At 36.3% G+C, this 17,764-nt stretch carries 16 protein-coding genes and 2 pseudogenes; 14 read left to right on the plus strand and 4 right to left on the minus strand.

Annotation, left to right across the window (positions count from 1 at the left end; all coding sequences use genetic code 11):
• Positions 1–33 precede the first annotated feature (33 nt).
• The 7 genes and pseudogenes from MKZ17_RS09410 to MKZ17_RS09440 all read left to right on the plus strand — a co-directional run.
• Positions 34–912, plus strand: coding sequence for an energy-coupling factor transporter transmembrane component T (locus MKZ17_RS09410; protein WP_340725530.1), 879 nt, complete (start codon positions 34–36; stop codon positions 910–912).
• Complete coding sequence (locus MKZ17_RS09415) at positions 894–2,570, plus strand: ABC transporter ATP-binding protein (RefSeq protein ID WP_340723481.1); 1,677 nt, start codon at positions 894–896, stop codon at positions 2,568–2,570. Before MKZ17_RS09410 ends, MKZ17_RS09415 begins: the two co-directional genes overlap by 19 nt.
• Positions 2,543–3,232 carry an ECF transporter S component gene (locus MKZ17_RS09420; protein ID WP_340723482.1) on the plus strand — a complete coding sequence of 230 codons (690 nt, stop codon included), beginning with the start codon at positions 2,543–2,545 and terminating at the stop codon, positions 3,230–3,232. The genes MKZ17_RS09415 and MKZ17_RS09420 overlap by 28 nt, the downstream gene beginning before the upstream one ends.
• 481 nt (positions 3,233–3,713) lie before the next feature.
• Positions 3,714–3,866 (plus strand): IS66 family insertion sequence element accessory protein TnpA, encoded by a 153-nt coding sequence (gene tnpA, locus MKZ17_RS09425; RefSeq protein ID WP_340723483.1) that lies wholly within the window; start codon positions 3,714–3,716, stop codon positions 3,864–3,866.
• 133 nt (positions 3,867–3,999) lie between these two features.
• Positions 4,000–4,947: pseudogene (cbiB, locus tag MKZ17_RS09430) on the plus strand (adenosylcobinamide-phosphate synthase CbiB).
• Positions 4,904–5,971: a pyridoxal phosphate-dependent aminotransferase gene (locus tag MKZ17_RS09435; protein ID WP_340723484.1), complete on the plus strand. Its 1,068-nt coding sequence runs from the start codon at positions 4,904–4,906 to the stop codon at positions 5,969–5,971. The pseudogene cbiB and the gene MKZ17_RS09435 overlap by 44 nt, the downstream one beginning before the upstream one ends.
• Positions 5,972–5,999: 28 nt before the next feature.
• A pseudogene (locus MKZ17_RS09440) lies at positions 6,000–6,521 on the plus strand (histidine phosphatase family protein); the annotation flags it as partial.
• A 285-nt stretch (positions 6,522–6,806) separates the two neighbouring features.
• Here the strand turns inward: MKZ17_RS09440 and MKZ17_RS09445 are convergent.
• On the minus strand, positions 6,807–7,223 hold the full coding sequence (locus MKZ17_RS09445) for a hypothetical protein (RefSeq protein ID WP_340723485.1): 417 nt from the start codon (positions 7,221–7,223) through the stop codon (positions 6,807–6,809).
• Positions 7,224–7,972: 749 nt separating this feature from the next.
• Here MKZ17_RS09445 and MKZ17_RS09450 point away from each other — a divergent pair.
• From MKZ17_RS09450 to MKZ17_RS09470, 5 genes are read left to right on the plus strand one after another with little or no spacing between them, the layout of a single operon-like run.
• Positions 7,973–8,722 carry a hypothetical protein gene (locus MKZ17_RS09450; protein WP_340723486.1) on the plus strand — a complete coding sequence of 250 codons (750 nt, stop codon included), beginning with the start codon at positions 7,973–7,975 and terminating at the stop codon, positions 8,720–8,722.
• A complete protein-coding gene (locus MKZ17_RS09455; RefSeq protein WP_340723487.1) occupies positions 8,719–9,081 on the plus strand; it encodes a GntR family transcriptional regulator in 363 nt (120 codons plus the stop codon). The genes MKZ17_RS09450 and MKZ17_RS09455 overlap by 4 nt, the downstream gene beginning before the upstream one ends.
• Before the next feature lies 1 nt (position 9,082).
• A complete protein-coding gene (locus MKZ17_RS09460; RefSeq protein ID WP_340723488.1) occupies positions 9,083–9,781 on the plus strand; it encodes an ABC transporter ATP-binding protein in 699 nt (232 codons plus the stop codon).
• Positions 9,782–10,687: an ABC transporter ATP-binding protein gene (locus MKZ17_RS09465; protein ID WP_340723489.1), complete on the plus strand. Its 906-nt coding sequence runs from the start codon at positions 9,782–9,784 to the stop codon at positions 10,685–10,687.
• Positions 10,674–11,612: an ABC transporter permease gene (locus tag MKZ17_RS09470; RefSeq protein WP_340723490.1), complete on the plus strand. Its 939-nt coding sequence runs from the start codon at positions 10,674–10,676 to the stop codon at positions 11,610–11,612. Before MKZ17_RS09465 ends, MKZ17_RS09470 begins: the two co-directional genes overlap by 14 nt.
• A 56-nt stretch (positions 11,613–11,668) precedes the next feature.
• Here the strand turns inward: MKZ17_RS09470 and MKZ17_RS09475 are convergent, their stop codons facing one another.
• Positions 11,669–12,292: a DedA family protein gene (locus tag MKZ17_RS09475; RefSeq protein WP_340723492.1), complete on the minus strand. Its 624-nt coding sequence runs from the start codon at positions 12,290–12,292 to the stop codon at positions 11,669–11,671.
• A 252-nt stretch (positions 12,293–12,544) separates the two neighbouring features.
• On the opposite strand from MKZ17_RS09475, the gene MKZ17_RS09480 reads away from it, so the two are divergent.
• Both MKZ17_RS09480 and MKZ17_RS09485 read left to right on the plus strand, forming a co-directional pair.
• A complete protein-coding gene (locus tag MKZ17_RS09480) occupies positions 12,545–14,221 on the plus strand; it encodes an FAD-dependent oxidoreductase (RefSeq protein WP_340723493.1) in 1,677 nt (558 codons plus the stop codon).
• Positions 14,222–14,411: 190 nt separating this feature from the next.
• On the plus strand, positions 14,412–14,696 hold the full coding sequence (locus MKZ17_RS09485; protein WP_340723494.1) for a hypothetical protein: 285 nt from the start codon (positions 14,412–14,414) through the stop codon (positions 14,694–14,696).
• A 465-nt stretch (positions 14,697–15,161) separates the two neighbouring features.
• Here the strand turns inward: MKZ17_RS09485 and MKZ17_RS09490 are convergent, their stop codons facing one another.
• Positions 15,162–16,370, minus strand: coding sequence for an MFS transporter (locus tag MKZ17_RS09490; protein ID WP_340723495.1), 1,209 nt, complete (start codon positions 16,368–16,370; stop codon positions 15,162–15,164).
• 10 nt (positions 16,371–16,380) lie between these two features.
• Positions 16,381–17,652 (minus strand): helix-turn-helix domain-containing protein, encoded by a 1,272-nt coding sequence (locus MKZ17_RS09495; RefSeq protein WP_340723496.1) that lies wholly within the window; start codon positions 17,650–17,652, stop codon positions 16,381–16,383.
• Positions 17,653–17,764: the final 112 nt, after the last annotated feature.

Below are 17,764 nucleotides of genomic sequence, written 5' to 3' on the forward strand. Positions count from 1 at the left end.
GCTATATTTTGTAAAGGAAGAAGGTGACTGAAAATCGAGAGTGGATTCCGCGGCCTTCATCCTACGCTGCAATTTCTTTATTATTGTTGTATGGCGATCCTGATAATGTTCTATAATCAACCTTTCTTTTTAATAGTATGTTGTGTCATATTAATTTTCATAAATGTAGTTCAAGATGGCTGGCGTAAATTAATTAAATGGATGAAGTCTATCCTATTATTAGGTAGTTTCATAGTCCTGTTAAACGCGTTTTTTGTAGCAGAAGGTACTACACATTTATGGACGATTTGGGGTAATGATATTATGCTCGAGCCTATTCTATTTGGCATTATAACAACATTCATGTTGATGGCTATACTGCTACTTTTTGCATCTTTTAATAGCACTTTAAATGGGCAGAAATTTTTATATATTTTTTCATCGTTTTTCCAACGTACTGCCTTTATAACAATGCTCGCCATGCGATTTGTACCGCTATTAAAGACAAGACTTCAAGAAATAACAGATGTTCAGCGAATAAAAGGCTTATCCCTTACTTCGGGTAAACTAAGAGAGCGTGCACGAAGTGGGATGCTGTTTTTGCAAATATTATTGACATGGTCATTAGGGGAAGCGGTGGATACAGCTGATGCCATGAGCGCAAGAGGCTACGGCATTGGAAAACGAAGTCAATATAAACCATATCGATTTGATATAAAGGATGGCATTTATGCGAGTATTTTGCTGTGTCTTTTTACGTTTTGTATAGTGGGTCTACTACTAGGACATGGCAGGATCACAATCTATCCTGAGTATAAGGCATTATCGTTTACAGTAGTTGATGCCATATTTTTCATTTGCTTTACGTTATTAAGTGCATTTCCGTTGATGATTGAAGGAGGGGATGAACTGAGATGGCATTATTTCAAGTAACTAATTTAAGTTTTAATTATCCAGATGAACAACCAATATTAAAAAATATTACTCTAAAGATTGAAGAAGGGCAGTTTGTTGTGTTATGCGGTCCAAGTGGTTGTGGTAAGACGACTTTATTACGCTTATTAATGCAGCAAATTGCACCTATTGGAGAATTGTCAGGGGATATATATTATTGCGGGAAAGCATTGGCAGAGTGGAGTAATCGAACATTAATTGAAGAAATTGGCTTTGTTATGCAAAATCCTGACAACCAAATCGTACTAGATGAAGTCATGCAAGAAATTGTTTTCGCACTTGAAAATTTAGGTTATTCTACTTTTGAAATGCGTAAACGCGTTGCGGAAATGGTGCATTTTTTTGGTGTTGAGGATTTACTTCGTAAAAAACCATCTGAGTTATCGGGTGGACAAAAGCAAATTATTAATTTGCTAGGAGTACTTTTATTAAAACCACGTGTATTGTTATTAGATGAACCGACTTCACAACTAGATCCAATAGCAGCGAAAGAGCTACTTTCGATATTAGTTCGTTTAAACGAAGAAATAGGTATAACCATTATTGTAGTAGAACATCGATTAGAAGAATTATTTTCAGTAGCAGATCAGGTCATGATGATGGACAAAGGTCGTATCCAAGTAGCTGGAACGAGTGAATATTGTATTAGTAAGGTTTATAAAAATGATTATGCTATATTTAAGTCTTATGTACCTGCAATTACAAAGTTTTTCATAACAATGGAAGGCGAGCAATCCCGTAGCTTACCCCTATCAGTGAAAGAGGGAAAACAGTGGCTTGCAACAAAAAATCTAGCATCTGTTACTAAAGAACTTTTACAGTCAAAGGTAAATCAAAATGAACAAAATATATTAATAGAAATGAAAGATGTTTATTTTCAATATGTAAAAAAAGAACGCTATATTTTAAAAGGACTATCATTCTTGATTCAAAAAGGCGAATTTTTAGCTATTGTAGGGGGGAATGGCTCCGGGAAGTCAACATTATTGAAGGCTTGTATTGGGAGTATTCGCCCACAAAGAGGATCTGTTAAAATAGCTGGAAAACATACATATAAATTGCTTCCAAAGGAAATTGCCCAACAACTTGCTTATTTACCTCAAAATCCGCAATCTTACTTTGTAGAGACGACGATTAAGAAGGAAATGCAAGAAGCTGTTAGACGCAATAATGTTGTCGATGGACCTGAACGAATAGAAGCAATATGTAAGGATTTTGACATTTCTCATCTACTAGATCGGCACCCAGAGGATTGCTCGGGTGGAGAAATGCAGCGTGCGGCACTCGCATGTATGTTATTAGGAGAGCCGCAGATAGTGTTCATGGATGAACCAACAAAAGGGATGGACCCTATCATGAAAGAGCAATTTGCTACAATATTGCATCAGTTACACAAAAAAGGCGTAACGATTGTAATGGTAACACATGATATTGAGTTTACTGCTAAAACGGCTAAAAACTGTATAATGCTTTTTGATGGAGAGGTAGCTGTAAAAGGAACTCCTGATGAAATATTCAAAGGAAACTATTTTTACACTACAACATTTAACCGAGTAACACGAAACAGTCATATGCCAGAGCTGTTAACCGTAGAGGAGGCATTAGAATTATGGCCCGTTCAAATAAAATCTTACTAGTGGTATCATTTTTGATGGTTGTTGGTATAATAACGTCTGCGATTGTACTTCAAACGAAAGCTTATTTATTGGTAAGTTTTGGTGTAATTGGTTGTGTATTAATTATTTTCTTTATGCGTTTTGAGCTACGTTCTATTTCTGGCCGAGAGATAGTACTCTTAGCGATGCTGGCTGCAATAGCCTCGGTGGCTCGTGTACCTTTCGCTGCATTACCAAGTGTACAACCAACAACATTTATTATTATTTTGACAGGTCTTGTTTTTGGTGCAGAATCCGGCTTTTTAGTCGGAGCAGTTGCCGCCATTGTGTCAAATATTTTTCTAGGCCAAGGTCCGTGGACACCCTGGCAAATGTTTGCATGGGGAATGATAGGAGTTAGTGCAGGGCTACTACGTAATACGTGGTGGGTGAAAAAAATGTGGGGGCTATGTACTTTTGGTTTCATCTGGGGCTTTTTATTTGGCTGGTTTATGAATATGTGGATTCTAGTGAGTAATTTAGAAAGTTTCTCTTGGAGTTATGTTCTTGCCATTTATAGTGGGAGTGTGTATTTTGATTTGGCACATAGTTTATCCAATGTATTCTTTCTATTCATTTTTGCAACGAGTTGGACGAAAGTATTGGAGCGTTTTAAACGAAAATATAGATTGCTTGAGTCATAGTATGGACATCAAGGCTAGGTAGAGAATTATATCAAAAAGGTCATTTTTCCATCAGGTAATCTATTCAATTTAAGAGCTCTAAATGAGCAAATGTTATTCGTTTAATTACTACTAAACGAAATATAAAGACAGAATCTGCTTTTCTGATTAAACTGAATACTTTTGTAGTGCGTAACTGTATTATGAATGGATCAATGCTTTAGCAATTCGCTCGGGTAAGCGAAGGGAACGCTCAGGTCAGGAGTCAAGTACTGGAATATGGCCTGAGGACGATTACATACGCATGAATTCTCCAAATTAAAATGGAATTCTCCTAGCAAATTAATATGTTCCCAACCTAGAGGTGAACTGCACCCCATTTGTTAGACACATCTAACAAGGATGGCGGTTTTCCTATGGTAAGCGCCAAATATAACACACCTTCAATGAATTCACTGGACATGAGACAATCATGAAAATGAATGAAGTTGGAGGTTTTTTTATGAATCGATCAGAACGTCAACTCATGTGGCAATCTCGTATTCAAGCATTCCACACGAGTGGTGAAGCAAGCGTTGCCGCTTGGTGTACAAAAGAAAATGTACTTGTTCAAAGTATGTATCAGTGGCTACGTAAGTCACATGCTCAAACATAAATTCAACCGGCACAGTGGTTACCCGTTGTTGTGCAAGAATCTGTTCTACCTGAAAGAATACCCATCACTCTTAAACTAAATGGCATCATCATTGACTGCCTGAGGGAGGAACGAGATGAATGTTTTAATTTGTATGTTAGCGGTTTTTATTGACCGCATCGTTGGCAATCCTAAAAGCTGGCATCCGGTCATTTGGATTGGGAATTTCATTAGCTTTTTAGATAAAAAATTTAATAAAGGTAGGTATTTATACGTAAAGGGCTTTATAACTGTCATATGTGTTGTGAGTATTCCTACAGCAATTGTGTTTAGTATCGTTCAGTTGGCACACTTATTGCACTTCTGGATATGGATCGTTGTCGAAGTATTTTTTATTACATTAGCACTTGCACAAAAGTCATTAAAGGAAGCGGCTATGCTCGTTTTTCATGCTTTAGAAAAAGGTGAAATGAATGAAGCTCGTGAAAAGCTTAGTTGGATAGTTGGGCGTGATACAACCCATTTAGCTGAGCCAGAAATTGTTCGTGGTGTTATTGAAACAGTTTCTTAAAATACAAGCGACGGCGTTACAGCACCGCTTTTCTATGCGCTTTGCTTTGGCGCAACCGGAGTTTGGTGCTATAAAGCAATTAATACGCTAGATTCAATGATAGCTTATAAAAATGAACGTTACAGGCAGTTTGGCTATGTAGCCGCAAAGCTTGATGATATTGCAAACTTTCTTCCGAGTCGTATTACTGGATTTTTACTTGTCATCGGAACAAAAGCGGTCCAAAAACAATCCCTATACTTTCGTTTAAAACATTGGTACATTGATGCGAGAAAGCATCCAAGTCCAAATAGTGGCTATTTAGAGGCCGCAACAGCTTGGCAATTAGGAATCCGATTAGGCGGCTTTAATCGATACGGGGAACGACAATCTTTTCGAGATTATATGGGTGAGCCCTATATAGTGATGAATCGTTCACATATTCAGTCAGCCATTGTTCATATGCAAACATGTACGATTTATATACTTATATTAGGAGGAATTATTTATGCAATATCCAGCGCATGGAGCGAATGTAGCTTCTTTATATGAAGGATTACAAATACCAATGCCATCTACAATTATCGATTTGAGTGAAAATACGAATAGTTTAGGTACCCCAATAGAATTACAGACAATGTGGCCAGAACTTCTAAAAAAAGTGATGACGTATCCACATGAGCAAGCAGAGCCTTTTAAAAGCCAAGTTGCAGCATTTCATGGCATAAAGCCAAAGCATATAGCTGTGTGTAATGGTGCTTCTGAGGGCTTGATGGCAATTGCACAGTTTTTGCGGGGGCAAACGGTTGCGCTGCTTGAGCCATCCTTTTCAGAATATCAACGTACATTATTACAGCATGGGTGTTCAATTGTAAGTATTCCAACGACTAATATAGAAACCTATTTATTTTCGGATGAGCAATTGCATCAAGATCTACAACAGGCAAAAGTGTTATATATATGTAACCCGAATAATCCAACAGGTGTCGTTCAATCAAAGCAGTGGATTGAATCGCTTGTACAGGCATATCCAGGAAAATATTTTATTATTGATGAAGCATTTATGGATTGGACAGATGAAACGAATAGTGTAATTTCCCTTGTGACATCGTATCCGAACCTACTTGTTTTACGGTCTATGACGAAAATGTTTGCAATGGCTGGTGTACGGTTAGGATACATCGTAAGTCAACTAGCACAATCGATTGGAGCGTTTTTTCCACATTGGAATGTTAGTGGAATCGCAATTGCACTTGGCTGTAAATGTTTAGATCTTACACAATTTGTTGCGCATTCTCGCAAGCAATCAAATGCTTTACGTATAGAAATGCAAAGCTTTTTCAGGCGGCTCAACTGTCGTGTAACGAACAGTGAGGTTAATTTTTTTACATTTTGCCTCCCGCCTACATATGATGCAGATCATTTTTTCATGTCTTTACTACAACAAGGAATTGTGCTACGCCATACAAAAAATTACGAAGTTTTATGTGGCGAATGGTTTAGAATCGCAGTAAAAGATGTTCATTCTTGGAAAATTTGTAAAGAGGCGATAGAAAAATATGTACAAAACGATTAAATTTTTCCGACATTGAGAAACAACATGGAATATGGAGAAAAGGCTCCAAGGATGGCTAGATTCACCATTAACAGTGCAAGGACGTACACAAGTACAAAGTCAATTGTGGAAGGCTGATTACGTAATAAGCAGTGATTTAGGTCGTGCCTTTGAAACCGCTCAATTATTGTTTCCACAGCAGGCTATTCATACAGATCAGCGGTTACGTGAGATTTATTTAGGAGAGTGGCAAGGATGCTCGATAATAGACTTACAGTATACGGAAGAGTACAAATGCTATAGTAATACCCCGCATTTATTTTGTCCATCAACACAAGAATCATTTGAAAGCGTTACAGCACGTATGCAAAATGTTTTTCAAGAGCTACTTCTGTTACCTTATGAAAATATCGCTGTCGTATCACACGGAGTAGCTATCGCATGTTTTATGAATTTTTATGAAGAGGATACTCGCCAAAATATTTGGCAGTACTTATTACATGGTGGTGAATCCTTTACTATACAAGAGCTATGCGAATCAACGAAATTAATCCGGGAAAAAACTGAATGACGAAAGCTACCTCTCGTATTTTACATAATTTTATTAAAATTCAAAATTATAGTGACAAATATAAAATGAAAGTGCTAGAATTAATGACAATGACGATAACTGAATGATTTTTGGCGCTTTTAAAAGCTTAATAGGGAGGTACGGTGAAATTCCCCCTCAAAATGAACATTTCTCTAATTTATATTATTATAAAAGAGACTAAAATTAAAAGAGGGCGTCACTTTAAAGACGCCCTCTTTAATTATTGAGGCCAATACACTTCTCCTGTATGAATTTACACATTATTCAGAAATCTACACCATGGTATATTTTCAAAAACTGGTACCCCTTTACCCAATTATATACTTCAAGTTTAAGAGTTACTCCATCTTTGCTATGAAATCGTTCGTAACCTTTAGTCGTATCACTCATCCCTTTATAAGCCCAACCTTTAAGCATAAGTGGATGATAAACATAATATTCCATAATATTAAAATCAACACTTAAATACCAATCATAATTTTCATCAGTTGCTATTTTGACGAAACCATTTTCAGAATCCTCTAAACGTTCAATTGCTTCTTTTGAAGTGATTGAATAAATAGGAGGAGGAGGATAAAACCAATAATAATTTTTTATAGAAATACTCAACACGATAAATATAGTTATACTAATAATGAATGCTTTTTTATCCTCGATTATTTTCACTTTATTTTTCATCAAATTTACACCTCCAAAATGTTTTCTTCAAACTGTTATCCTTTTATTATTTTTTTACAACCCAGGTAGATTATGTATCGGCATTACCCAAAAGTTTGTGTACTTTTAACAGCAAATGAATTTAATTAAACCGTACTTACACTTTTTATTAAATGTTAATGTAGATACTCTTGGTCTATATACAATGTATTATATATTACGTTTACTATGGCTATAAGTTTACGATTTAATTTCAATGAACATTCTGACTTCTTAATAGCCTTTCAATATAGTGTATACAATTTCAATATAAAGAAAAACCAATATATTCAAATTTCCAAATGGCTACCACGATTAATTGGATACATAAAAACCCTTTTTTAGTTAGCAAACTGTCCTAAATTACTTTCAAAAGGTCAATTAACCAACACATTTTGTCCAATATTCAATAGTGCCACTCCGTTCATAACTAAGCAACGCTTTCATTGCTACTTAAAATGCTTCTAAATCCATTTCCTGCCTTCTATAAGGGATAAAAATAAAATTGTCTTATAACCTGATATTTTGGTCTTATAAATCAAATTAATTGTCTTATTTCCGCCTAGAATTGTCCTATATTTTTATCAAAATATCCAAAACCAAAACCCCATGCCTATCCTCAAAATTAAATTCCACCGCCACTCCAACCTAAATTAACTTTTTTTAACATTTTAATTGCATTTTACAAAACGCTAGTGTAATATCTAACTAGTACACTATGACGGAGGGGTATCATGAACCAATTTTTAGGGCTTATGAAAAAGGAACATCTTGATTTTTTCTCATTGGCCATTGTAATTTTAGGGCTTGCGCTGCTTGCTATATTTGCTGGACCACTGATGCTAGTCGAGCTTTATGATGTTACGCCTACAAATTCTCGATTTGTTATTACGAGCGTCATACTAGGGCTACTTGTGCTTTATCAGTTAATCCAATCTTTTACTAGTCTTAATACAGCAATTAAACACAAGGATTTGTGGTTACATAATACGATGGTAATGGAAGGTTTAATTGGAGCTAAGGTAGTTTATCAATGCTTGCAGTTGTGGGCGCTTGCAACGGTATCATTCCTTGGCTATTTCTTTTGCGGCAATTTACTAAATGGGACACCGTGGGAGTATTTCATTTTTTATGTTAGTTGTATGTATTTAGTGCTTGGTGCTTACTTCGGCATCTTCGTTATTTCATTATTATTCTACACAGTGTCACTTCAACTAAAGAAATGGATTGGTGTACTAAGCTATGTAGCTACATTCGTACTTATTGTTTTATTTGTAGAGAACATAGCAAAAGTCGAGATGGTTATTTTCCAATACGGCTATATTTCTGAAGAATGGTTGAAGGATAACTTGCCTACATTTAATGGGGTCGAATTATTAATTGTGACGCCAGCTTATGTGCTAGAAGAGGCCATGTACGGCATCATTTTCATTATAATTTTTGTCCTCTCTAGTAGATGGATCGAAAAGGTGATGCTTCGATGACAATGGATTTTGTGAAGGATCGTCCGATTTATTTACAGCTTGTGGAAAGCATTTGTGGTGATGTCATCAAAGGACAGCTAAAACCTGGCGATAAGCTGCCATCTGTACGTGAATACGCTATTGAAACCGGAGTAAATGTGAATACGGTTCAGCGTGTATACAAGGAGTTGGAAACGATGAATGTGTTGGAAACAAAGCGTGGGCAAGGTTCCTTTATTACAACGAATACAGAAGCCATTCATGAGTTACGGGAGCAAATGAAGGAACAAGTAGCCCTGCAATTTATGACCTCGATTGAATCATTCGGCTTTACATTAGATGAAATTATTGCCGTATTAATGAAGAAGGGGGGGAGATGACGTGAAAGTGACAGGGTTATCGTTTCGTTATGGTAGGAAAACGATTTTAGAAAACATTCACCTTGACTTAAACTCTGGACAGATTATCGGACTAATTGGTGAAAATGGAAGTGGCAAATCAACACTACTTAAGCTAATGGCGGGGATTTTAACCCCTTCCCAAGGTGAAATCACATTAAATGGGCAGCCAATATCAAGACGTACAGCCGATATGATCTCATATCAGCCCGATATTGATTTATTTTACGAAAAAATGACTGGTGATGAAGTGTTTACATATTATGCGTCCCAGTTTGAAGATTTCTCAATTGAAAAGGCGAAGGAAATTGCCGCCTTTTTAGAGGTGCCAACGACAATTAAGCTTGGAAAATTGTCGAAGGGAAATCGTGGTCGTATTAAGCTAGCAACCTTTATTGCACGGGAAACACAGGTTTACTTAATGGATGAACCTTTTTCGGGGCTAGATCCACTTGCCCGGGAAGGATTAATTAAGGCAATTATTCGCTTTATTGATTTAGAAAACAGTACCGTCATCTTATCGACCCATGAAGTGAATGAGGTAGAACCAATCTTAGATCAAGTGATTTTATTAAAGGATGGTCATATACGCGCGATGGATGAGGTTGAGCAAATTCGTGATGAGCGCGGAGAAAGTGCTGTACAGTGGATGAAAAACTTATATGGAAAGCAGGTGCGTTAAATGACACAACCAATCGTTGAAATCAAAAATTTAAATAAGACGATTAAAGGCAAGCACATTATTAAAAATTTAAACTTAACGTTTTATCCAGGACAAATTACTGGATTTTTAGGGCCAAACGGTGCAGGTAAAACGACGACTATTCGAATGATGACAGGACTTATGCATCCTACAGCGGGTGAAGTAATCATTGGAGGGAAATCACTTGCCTCGAACTATGAAGAAGCAATTAGCCAAGTTGGTGTAATTGTTGAAAACCCTGAAATGTACAAATTTATGTCAGGTTATAAAAACTTACAGCATTTTGCCCGTATGCATAAAGGGATTACAAAGGAACGCATAAATGAAGTTGTAAAACAAGTTGGTTTAGAAAACCGAATTCATGAAAAAGTAAAGACGTATTCACTTGGTATGCGTCAACGTTTAGGCTTAGCGCAGGCGATGTTACATCGTCCAAAGTTTTTAATTTTAGATGAACCGACGAATGGTTTAGATCCTGCAGGTATTCGTGAATTCCGTATGTACTTACGTAAAATTGCAGAAGAGGACAATGTGGCAATTGTAGTATCAAGTCACTTACTAGCAGAAATTGAGCTGATGGTAGACCGCATCGCGATTATTCAAAATGGAGAACTCATCGATATACGTGAGCTTGAACAGCAAGTAGCGTCACAATATTATGTAGAAATCGGACAGCAAGAACATTTTATTGCGGTATTAGGAGATAAAGCGAAAAAAGAAAATGGCGGCTTTATCGTTGATCTATCAAAGGAAGATATTCCAGCGTTTGTACGTAAACTAGTAGCAGCGGAAATCGACCTTTATACAATCCAACCAGTTCAAAAACGACTGGAAGATCAATTTATCGAAATGACAGGTGGAGGTGCCATCGATGCAATTAATTAAAAATGAATGGATCAAAATATGGTCACAAAAAAATGCGTGGGCAATGCTTATTATTTTAATTGGTATATTAGGATTAGTAGCGGGGTTAAATAAATACTTTGATCCGGATCAGAGTACTGCCGAAAAACGCATAGCAGCAAATGAAGAAACGATGAAATTTTATGATGAAATGTTAGCGATGGGAGACTTAGCGGTAGAGGATAAAGCGTATTATGAGGAGCAAAAATTAATCGCACAATACCGCATTGATAACGATCTTAAATCTGAGGATGCAACAACTTTCAATTCACATTTGGATATGTCAACGATGACAATTACAATGATGATTGGTATTTTTACGGTAGTCATCGCAGCGGGTATCGTGTCATCTGAGTTCGGCACAGGAACAATTAAAATGCTCTTAACTCGTCCAGTGGCGAGATGGAAAATATTATTGTCTAAATTAATTTCTTCTATATTATATGGTTTTACCCTATTAATTGGCGGTCTTGCTTTTGCTGCACTATTAGGTTTTGTATTATTCGGATCTGAATCTTCTCCACTCTTAACTGTTGTAAATGGTGCGGTTGTTGAGCAAGAAGTTGCAAGTACCTTCTTAGAATCACTTCTGTATTCTTGTGCATCCATTTTAATGACGATTTTCTTCGCGTTTATGATTGGATCAATTTTTGGCTCAAGTACACTTGCAGTTGGCTTATCTTTATTTATTTTATTAATGGGCACTACAGTGACTATGTTTATTGCAAAGTATGAATTCGCAAAATACATTTGGTTTGCGAATGATCTATCTCAATATGCACCAGGAAGTAGCCCGATAATACCGGATTTAACAATTAACTTCTCACTTATTGTAAATGTTGTTTATGCCATTATTTTCTTAGGGATTACATTTGTTTACTTTATGAAGCGAGACATTACAGCATAATAAATCGAAAAAGCATTGCTGAAATTAGGGAAATACCTATCATTTCAGCAATGCTTTTATTTTTTATTTTTTAAATTGAGCTTACGTTCTAATAACCATAATCGATATTTGTAAATACCGTAAATGACAGCTACGACCACAATTACAATTACGAAAGGCTGTAAGTAGTCTTTAAACAGTGCGCCAGCCTGCTCCCAATTTTCGCCAAGTTTAATGCCTAAATATACATAAAGCGCTGTAATTGGTAACATAGCAGTAAAGGTATAGAATGTAAATTTCCATACATTCATTTTAGTCATTCCACATGGCACTGAAATGGCTGTACGTACAACCGGCATGAAACGACCAAAGAAGGCAACTCCTGCACCATATTTAGCAAAGAACTTGTCTGCTGCATTAATTTGCTTTTCATTGACTAAGAAAAACTTGCCGTATTTTAACACGATTGGGCGGCCGCCATAGCGTCCGACTGCATATAGTGTCAGCGGACCAATTGTACCACCAACCGTACCTGCAATAACCATGAGTACATAATTAAATTCACCTTGAGAAATCCAATAGCCGGCTAATGGTAATACAATTTCTGCGGGAATAAACTCGAAGCATAGTGCGAGTAATACCCCAAAATAACCGAACCCTTTAAAAAACTCAACCATTGACATAATGATTGTATCTAGCAAAAGTATCAACCCCACTTAATATTATATTTATACTAACGTAAATTCTGTCCAAAAGTTTCATTTAAAATAATATCTTATGTAATAGACATGAAATTCAGAATACCTGCTCTATGATAAAGGTTTTTTCAGTGTTGTTCAATATATTTCCCTAATTTACATGAATAATAAAATAAGCGCATATATTGTACGAACACTGTAGAGTTTTTGACATTGCTTTGATGCTCCAAATCTTATATAAAGGGGGGAAAGAGTGTGCACTGGGATGAAGAATACGATGTAGTAGTCGTAGGAAGTGGTGCAGGGGGATTAGTGGCAGCAATCACAGCGGCTTATCATGGATTAAAGACAACGATTATTGAAAAAAGCGCTACTTGGGGAGGAACTTCGGCATTATCAGGTGGAGGGCTTTGGATTCCAAATAATCATGTTTCAAAAAAAGCTGGCTTACAAGATAGTGAGGAAGAAGCGATACTCTACATGCAGGAAATTATTAAGCATACAGGACCGGGTGCTTCCTTTGAACGCAAATTAGCTTACGTACAAAATGGTCATAAAATGGTGAAGTTTTTAGAACTTTTAGGGATGAAGTGGGTGGCAGGATCATTTTATCCTGACTATTATCCTGAACAGCCAGGTGGCAAAATTGGTCGTTCCATAGAAGGGGCAATATTTGATTCTAGACAGTTAGGTGAATTTGAAAAGTCATTACGGGCCGGGGAAATCGATCCACCTATTCCGCTCTATTCTGGAAAGGTCGCGTCATTACCGAAAGCCTTTACGAATGCAAAAGATTTTAATACGGTTGTCGGGATGTTTCTTAACGGCTTTAAGCATAAAATAAAAGGTGAACATGCTATTTCCATCGGAGCAGGCTTAGTAGCTGCATTATTAAAAATAGCGCTCGAACAAAAGGTAACAATCCAGCTATCAACGCCGTTAAAGGACATTGTATTTGAAGAAGATGAAGTGACCGGTGTAGAAGTAGAAAAAAATAATCAACCATATCGAATTAAAACGAAATTCGTTATATTAGCTAGCGGTGGCTTTGAACGCAACCCAGAGCTACGTAAAAAATACCATAATGTTGGAACAGATTGGACTTCGGCAAGTCCTGATAATACAGGTGATATTTTACTAATTGCGCAAAAATACAATTTAGATACTGATTTACTAGATGACGCATGGTGGGGACCGGCAACGCTAGATAGCAAGGGTACACGTAAATTTTTAGTATATGAGCGGTCAATGCCACATAGTATGATTGTCGATCAAACCGGAGAACGTTATTTCAATGAATCACAATCCTATACAGATGCAGGGCATGCGATTTTAGAGCGTCATCAAAATACGGGCAAGGCCATTCCTTCATGGCTCATATTAGAGAGTCGTAATCGCAATAAATATTTATTTGGTGATATGCTACCTCGGATGACACCGAAAGAGGCAATTGAAAGTGAATTTTTAGTGAAAGCACATTCAATTGAAGAGCTTGCGGAAAAATGCGGCATTGAACGAAGTGGCTTACAACATACGATTGAGCGCTTCAATCATTTTGTAGAGACAGGTGTAGATGAAGACTTTGGACGAGGGAATTCTGCTTATGATAACTATTATGGAGATCCAACTTATAAAAATCCGAATCTCGGAAAGTTGGAAAAGCCACCATATTATGCATGCAAAATTTTCCCTGGTGACTTAGGCACAAAAGGGGGCATCGTCACAAATGAGTATGGGCAAGCATTGCGTGATAGTATGCCAATAAAAGGGCTGTATGCAACGGGCAATTGCTCTGCCTCGGTGATGGGAAGAGTTTATGCAGGACCCGGGTCAACATTAGGCCCAACAACGGTGTTTGGTTATATTTCGGCAAATCATATTAAAACGCATTTCCGACTAAAGCAATCCGAAGAAAAAAATATGATCGTATAATATTTAAACAAAAACAAACGAAGCTTCTTATATAGAGGCTTCGTTTATTTAATGTAAATAAATGTAGCTTTGTAATAAGGATTGATTGTAATCATCTCTTCTCTGTATAGTCTTTAGAGTTTAGATAATGTTTAATTGGATATTTATGTTGATTTAATTGTAAGGGTGTTGAAGGAATGGGAGGTTGAAAATGATAAATGCTGATAATACCAGTAACATTTGTTTTATTAAAAGTAGAAGTAATGTCACGTTGGTATTTGGAATTTTTTCGATTATCACTTCTTTTGTGAGTCTGGGATTCTTTCTAGGAATCATCGGATTAATATATGGTTTTATAGATTTATTAACAATAAAACAAAAACAAAGTGGGAAAAAGAAAATTGCGGCGGGTATAATATGTTGTCTTTTAGGTATTATCTTTACAGTAATATCTTCAATATCCTATGTAAATATGTTTAAAATGGAGCCGTTTTAGTTGAATAATAACTACTTAAATATTCAAACTATTTTATAAAACCTTCATACTCAATTAAAAAAGAAAGGATTTTGATCAATTTTTTGTTCAAAATACTTTCTTTTCATTTATTCTTTTTCATAACTTGTAGAGTTCGTTTTTATCAAACTTTATTCCAAACCAACATTCGGATCAAACTTCCTTACTTTATAGTCCTAAAGAGACCACTCATCTTTTTTACTGTTACTATAAAACTAACAAGCGAATTATGTGCTCCTGTATAGGTGATTCCCTCTCGATTTCATTAATGGGTTTAAGAACGTAGCTTACTAAATAAATTGGCGCGAGCTTCTGAATATACTTTGTCTTCACAAGATGGGCATGCAAATTTTCCGTTGCGATTACGCTTAAAGTATTGATATTTTTGCGTGCCTTCAACAACTTGAAATGTTTGTTTACAACAAAAACAGTGGACATCATAACGAATCATATAACTTCCTCGCTTTCAATTGAAGTGAAATGCTTTAATAAATGAATATACACAATTAATGCAAATAATAAGCCGAGAAACCCAAAAATGCTTGTAGTGAGTTGTATTGAAAACCATTCGGCTAAAAAACCTAGGAGTAATGTTAATGAAATTTGAATACTACTTTCAAAAAGCTTTAAAGTACTTCCAAAGCGTCCCATGAGCTCCGTAGGAATTGATTTTTGATAAAGTGTAGCATAGCCAGTATTACTAAATGCCATAAAAAACCCTAATGTAATAAAGGCGATAATTCCAATAATAAGAATAGGGGAAGCGTAAAAGATAAAGTAGCTTAATAACGTCAACGAAAAGCCTGCACCAATATACGTAGTAAGGGAGAGCTTATGCACAAAAGCAGCTGCAGCAAAACCGCCAATAATGGCACCAATGCCCGTTAAACTGACAATCACCCCATAAGATGTATCTGAAACTTCATGAAATTGCTTTAAAAATGACATTTCCTGAGAATCAAGGGAATAAGCAATCATTAGCGTAACGGAATAAAGCATGATGAATGTACGTAAAGCAGGATGTTTTTTAATGAATTGCCATACAGTATAAAAGTCGTGCCGAATCATCGTAAGGGTGACGATGGACCTTGTCTTATTATATGTCGTTTCTATATTCGGTAATAACGACAATAGCCACGCGCAAAGGAAGAATGTCACACCATTAATCCACATGGCCACATCGGTACTACTCAACGCGATAATGGCACCACCAAGTGCGGGACCAATCATAAAGCAGCCAGAGCTTAAAATACTATTAATCGCATTAAAGCGTTGGCGGTGCTCCTCATTTACAAGCTTTGTAATCATAAATGTACTACTTGGGTAAAAGAAACTGCTCGCGATATTTGCTAAAAAAATCAGGCTATATATAAGCCAAATAGACGACATAAAGGGCATAATGCACACAATAATTCCACGTGCGATATCGCTCCATATCAGTATGCGCTTTTTATTACTTCGATCTATAATCGATCCTGCAAAAAAGCTACTTAATATATGCGCAATGGGACCAATAATATAAATGCCTGCAACGGCAGCAGGTGATTCGGTTAAATGCCAAACGCTTAAATTTAATGCAATTAAATAAATCCAGTTTCCTAAATTGGATATTCCTAGTCCGGACAATAATAATACATATTCCTTTTTAAATGGCATAAAAGCCCTCCTAACTGCTCATACGCTGTCTTACTTTTTCACTCGCTGTGAAAGCCATTTTATAGCATTTTGCTGACTGTTTATATGCATGGAGCTGCTCATAAAATTGCCCCCATAATGGTGCATAAAATAAGGTTAAAGAATAATAATCTTGCTCCATAAAATAAGGGAAGATTTCCTCATCTAATGCTTTTAACGATTCTAAAGTTATTTCCTTTTTACAGGCAAATTGTAATAGCCTCCACTGGTATTTTTGATGTTGCACAGAAAATTGCTCAAACGGGTACTTATTTAAGAGTTTATGGAGTAAATTGAAATCCCCAAGCTGATAGCAGGCACGCATCCAATTAATAATCGCTAGTAAATCTTCTTCGCTTTCATTTGCTATTTTGTAATGGTGTACAGCTTGTTCAAAGAGGCCCTGGCATTCATAGCAATAGGCGATATTATTATGAATGGAGCTCCATTGCATCGGTGTTTGAATAGCTGTTACATGATTTAAAAGATCTAGTCCTGCATTGAATTCTACATTCGCCTCCTGAAATCGGTGCAAATCATTATAAATAACACCCTTCATGGAGTATATTTTCAATTGAAATAATGGTTTATATTGATGCGAAAAAGTAGCTGAAGCCTTTTCAATATGTATAAGTGCTTTTTGAAAATTGTAATTGCGATGATAGGCAAAGGCTAAGTGATAGTAATAGTTTGCCTGTTCAAAGGAGGTAGCTGTCTGCAAATAATGTGCACATGGTAGTCTTTCCTCTCGCTCTACAAATTCAGCAAATTCCAAAAAGGAGAGATAGGCAAAGCCTGTAATTGCCACATAAAGCTGGGTAAGGCGATCATGCTTCCAGTGGATAAATGGTTCGATTTCTAGTAAAAGATTTCGTGCCTGATCGTCTTCTTTAATCGATAATAAATAGCGACTATAAACAAGCTTTGCAAAAAGGTCTTCTTCCAATTGAACACCAAAACTTTGCATTTGCATTAATTTTTCAATTGCTTTTTGATGTAATGATTCATTTGATAAAAGTTTTTCATATAATTCCTCTAAAAACGAAATTTGCTCTTGTTGTTTGAACTGTTGGTCCATTAAATTAATGCCCAATCTAGCTAGTAATTGCTCATATATTGCTTGTTCAGCGATAACCATACCATTTTCAATTCGGCTTAAATAGGACGGGGTGCAAATTCCGAATGCCACGTCGTCTTGTTTAAGCTGTTGTTTTTGACGATGAAGCTTTATTAATTTCCCCCAAGAATGTTCTTTCGTTTGCATGGAATACACCTCCACTTATAGTGTACCAAATAATGGGGACAGAATATTGTGAAAGTTAAGGTTACATAAAGCATTCATAGACAAATTTAATAGCTCCTTTCGTAAGTACTAA

This window comes from Solibacillus sp. FSL R7-0682, from assembly GCF_038005985.1.
Lineage (GTDB): Bacteria > Bacillota > Bacilli > Bacillales_A > Planococcaceae > Solibacillus.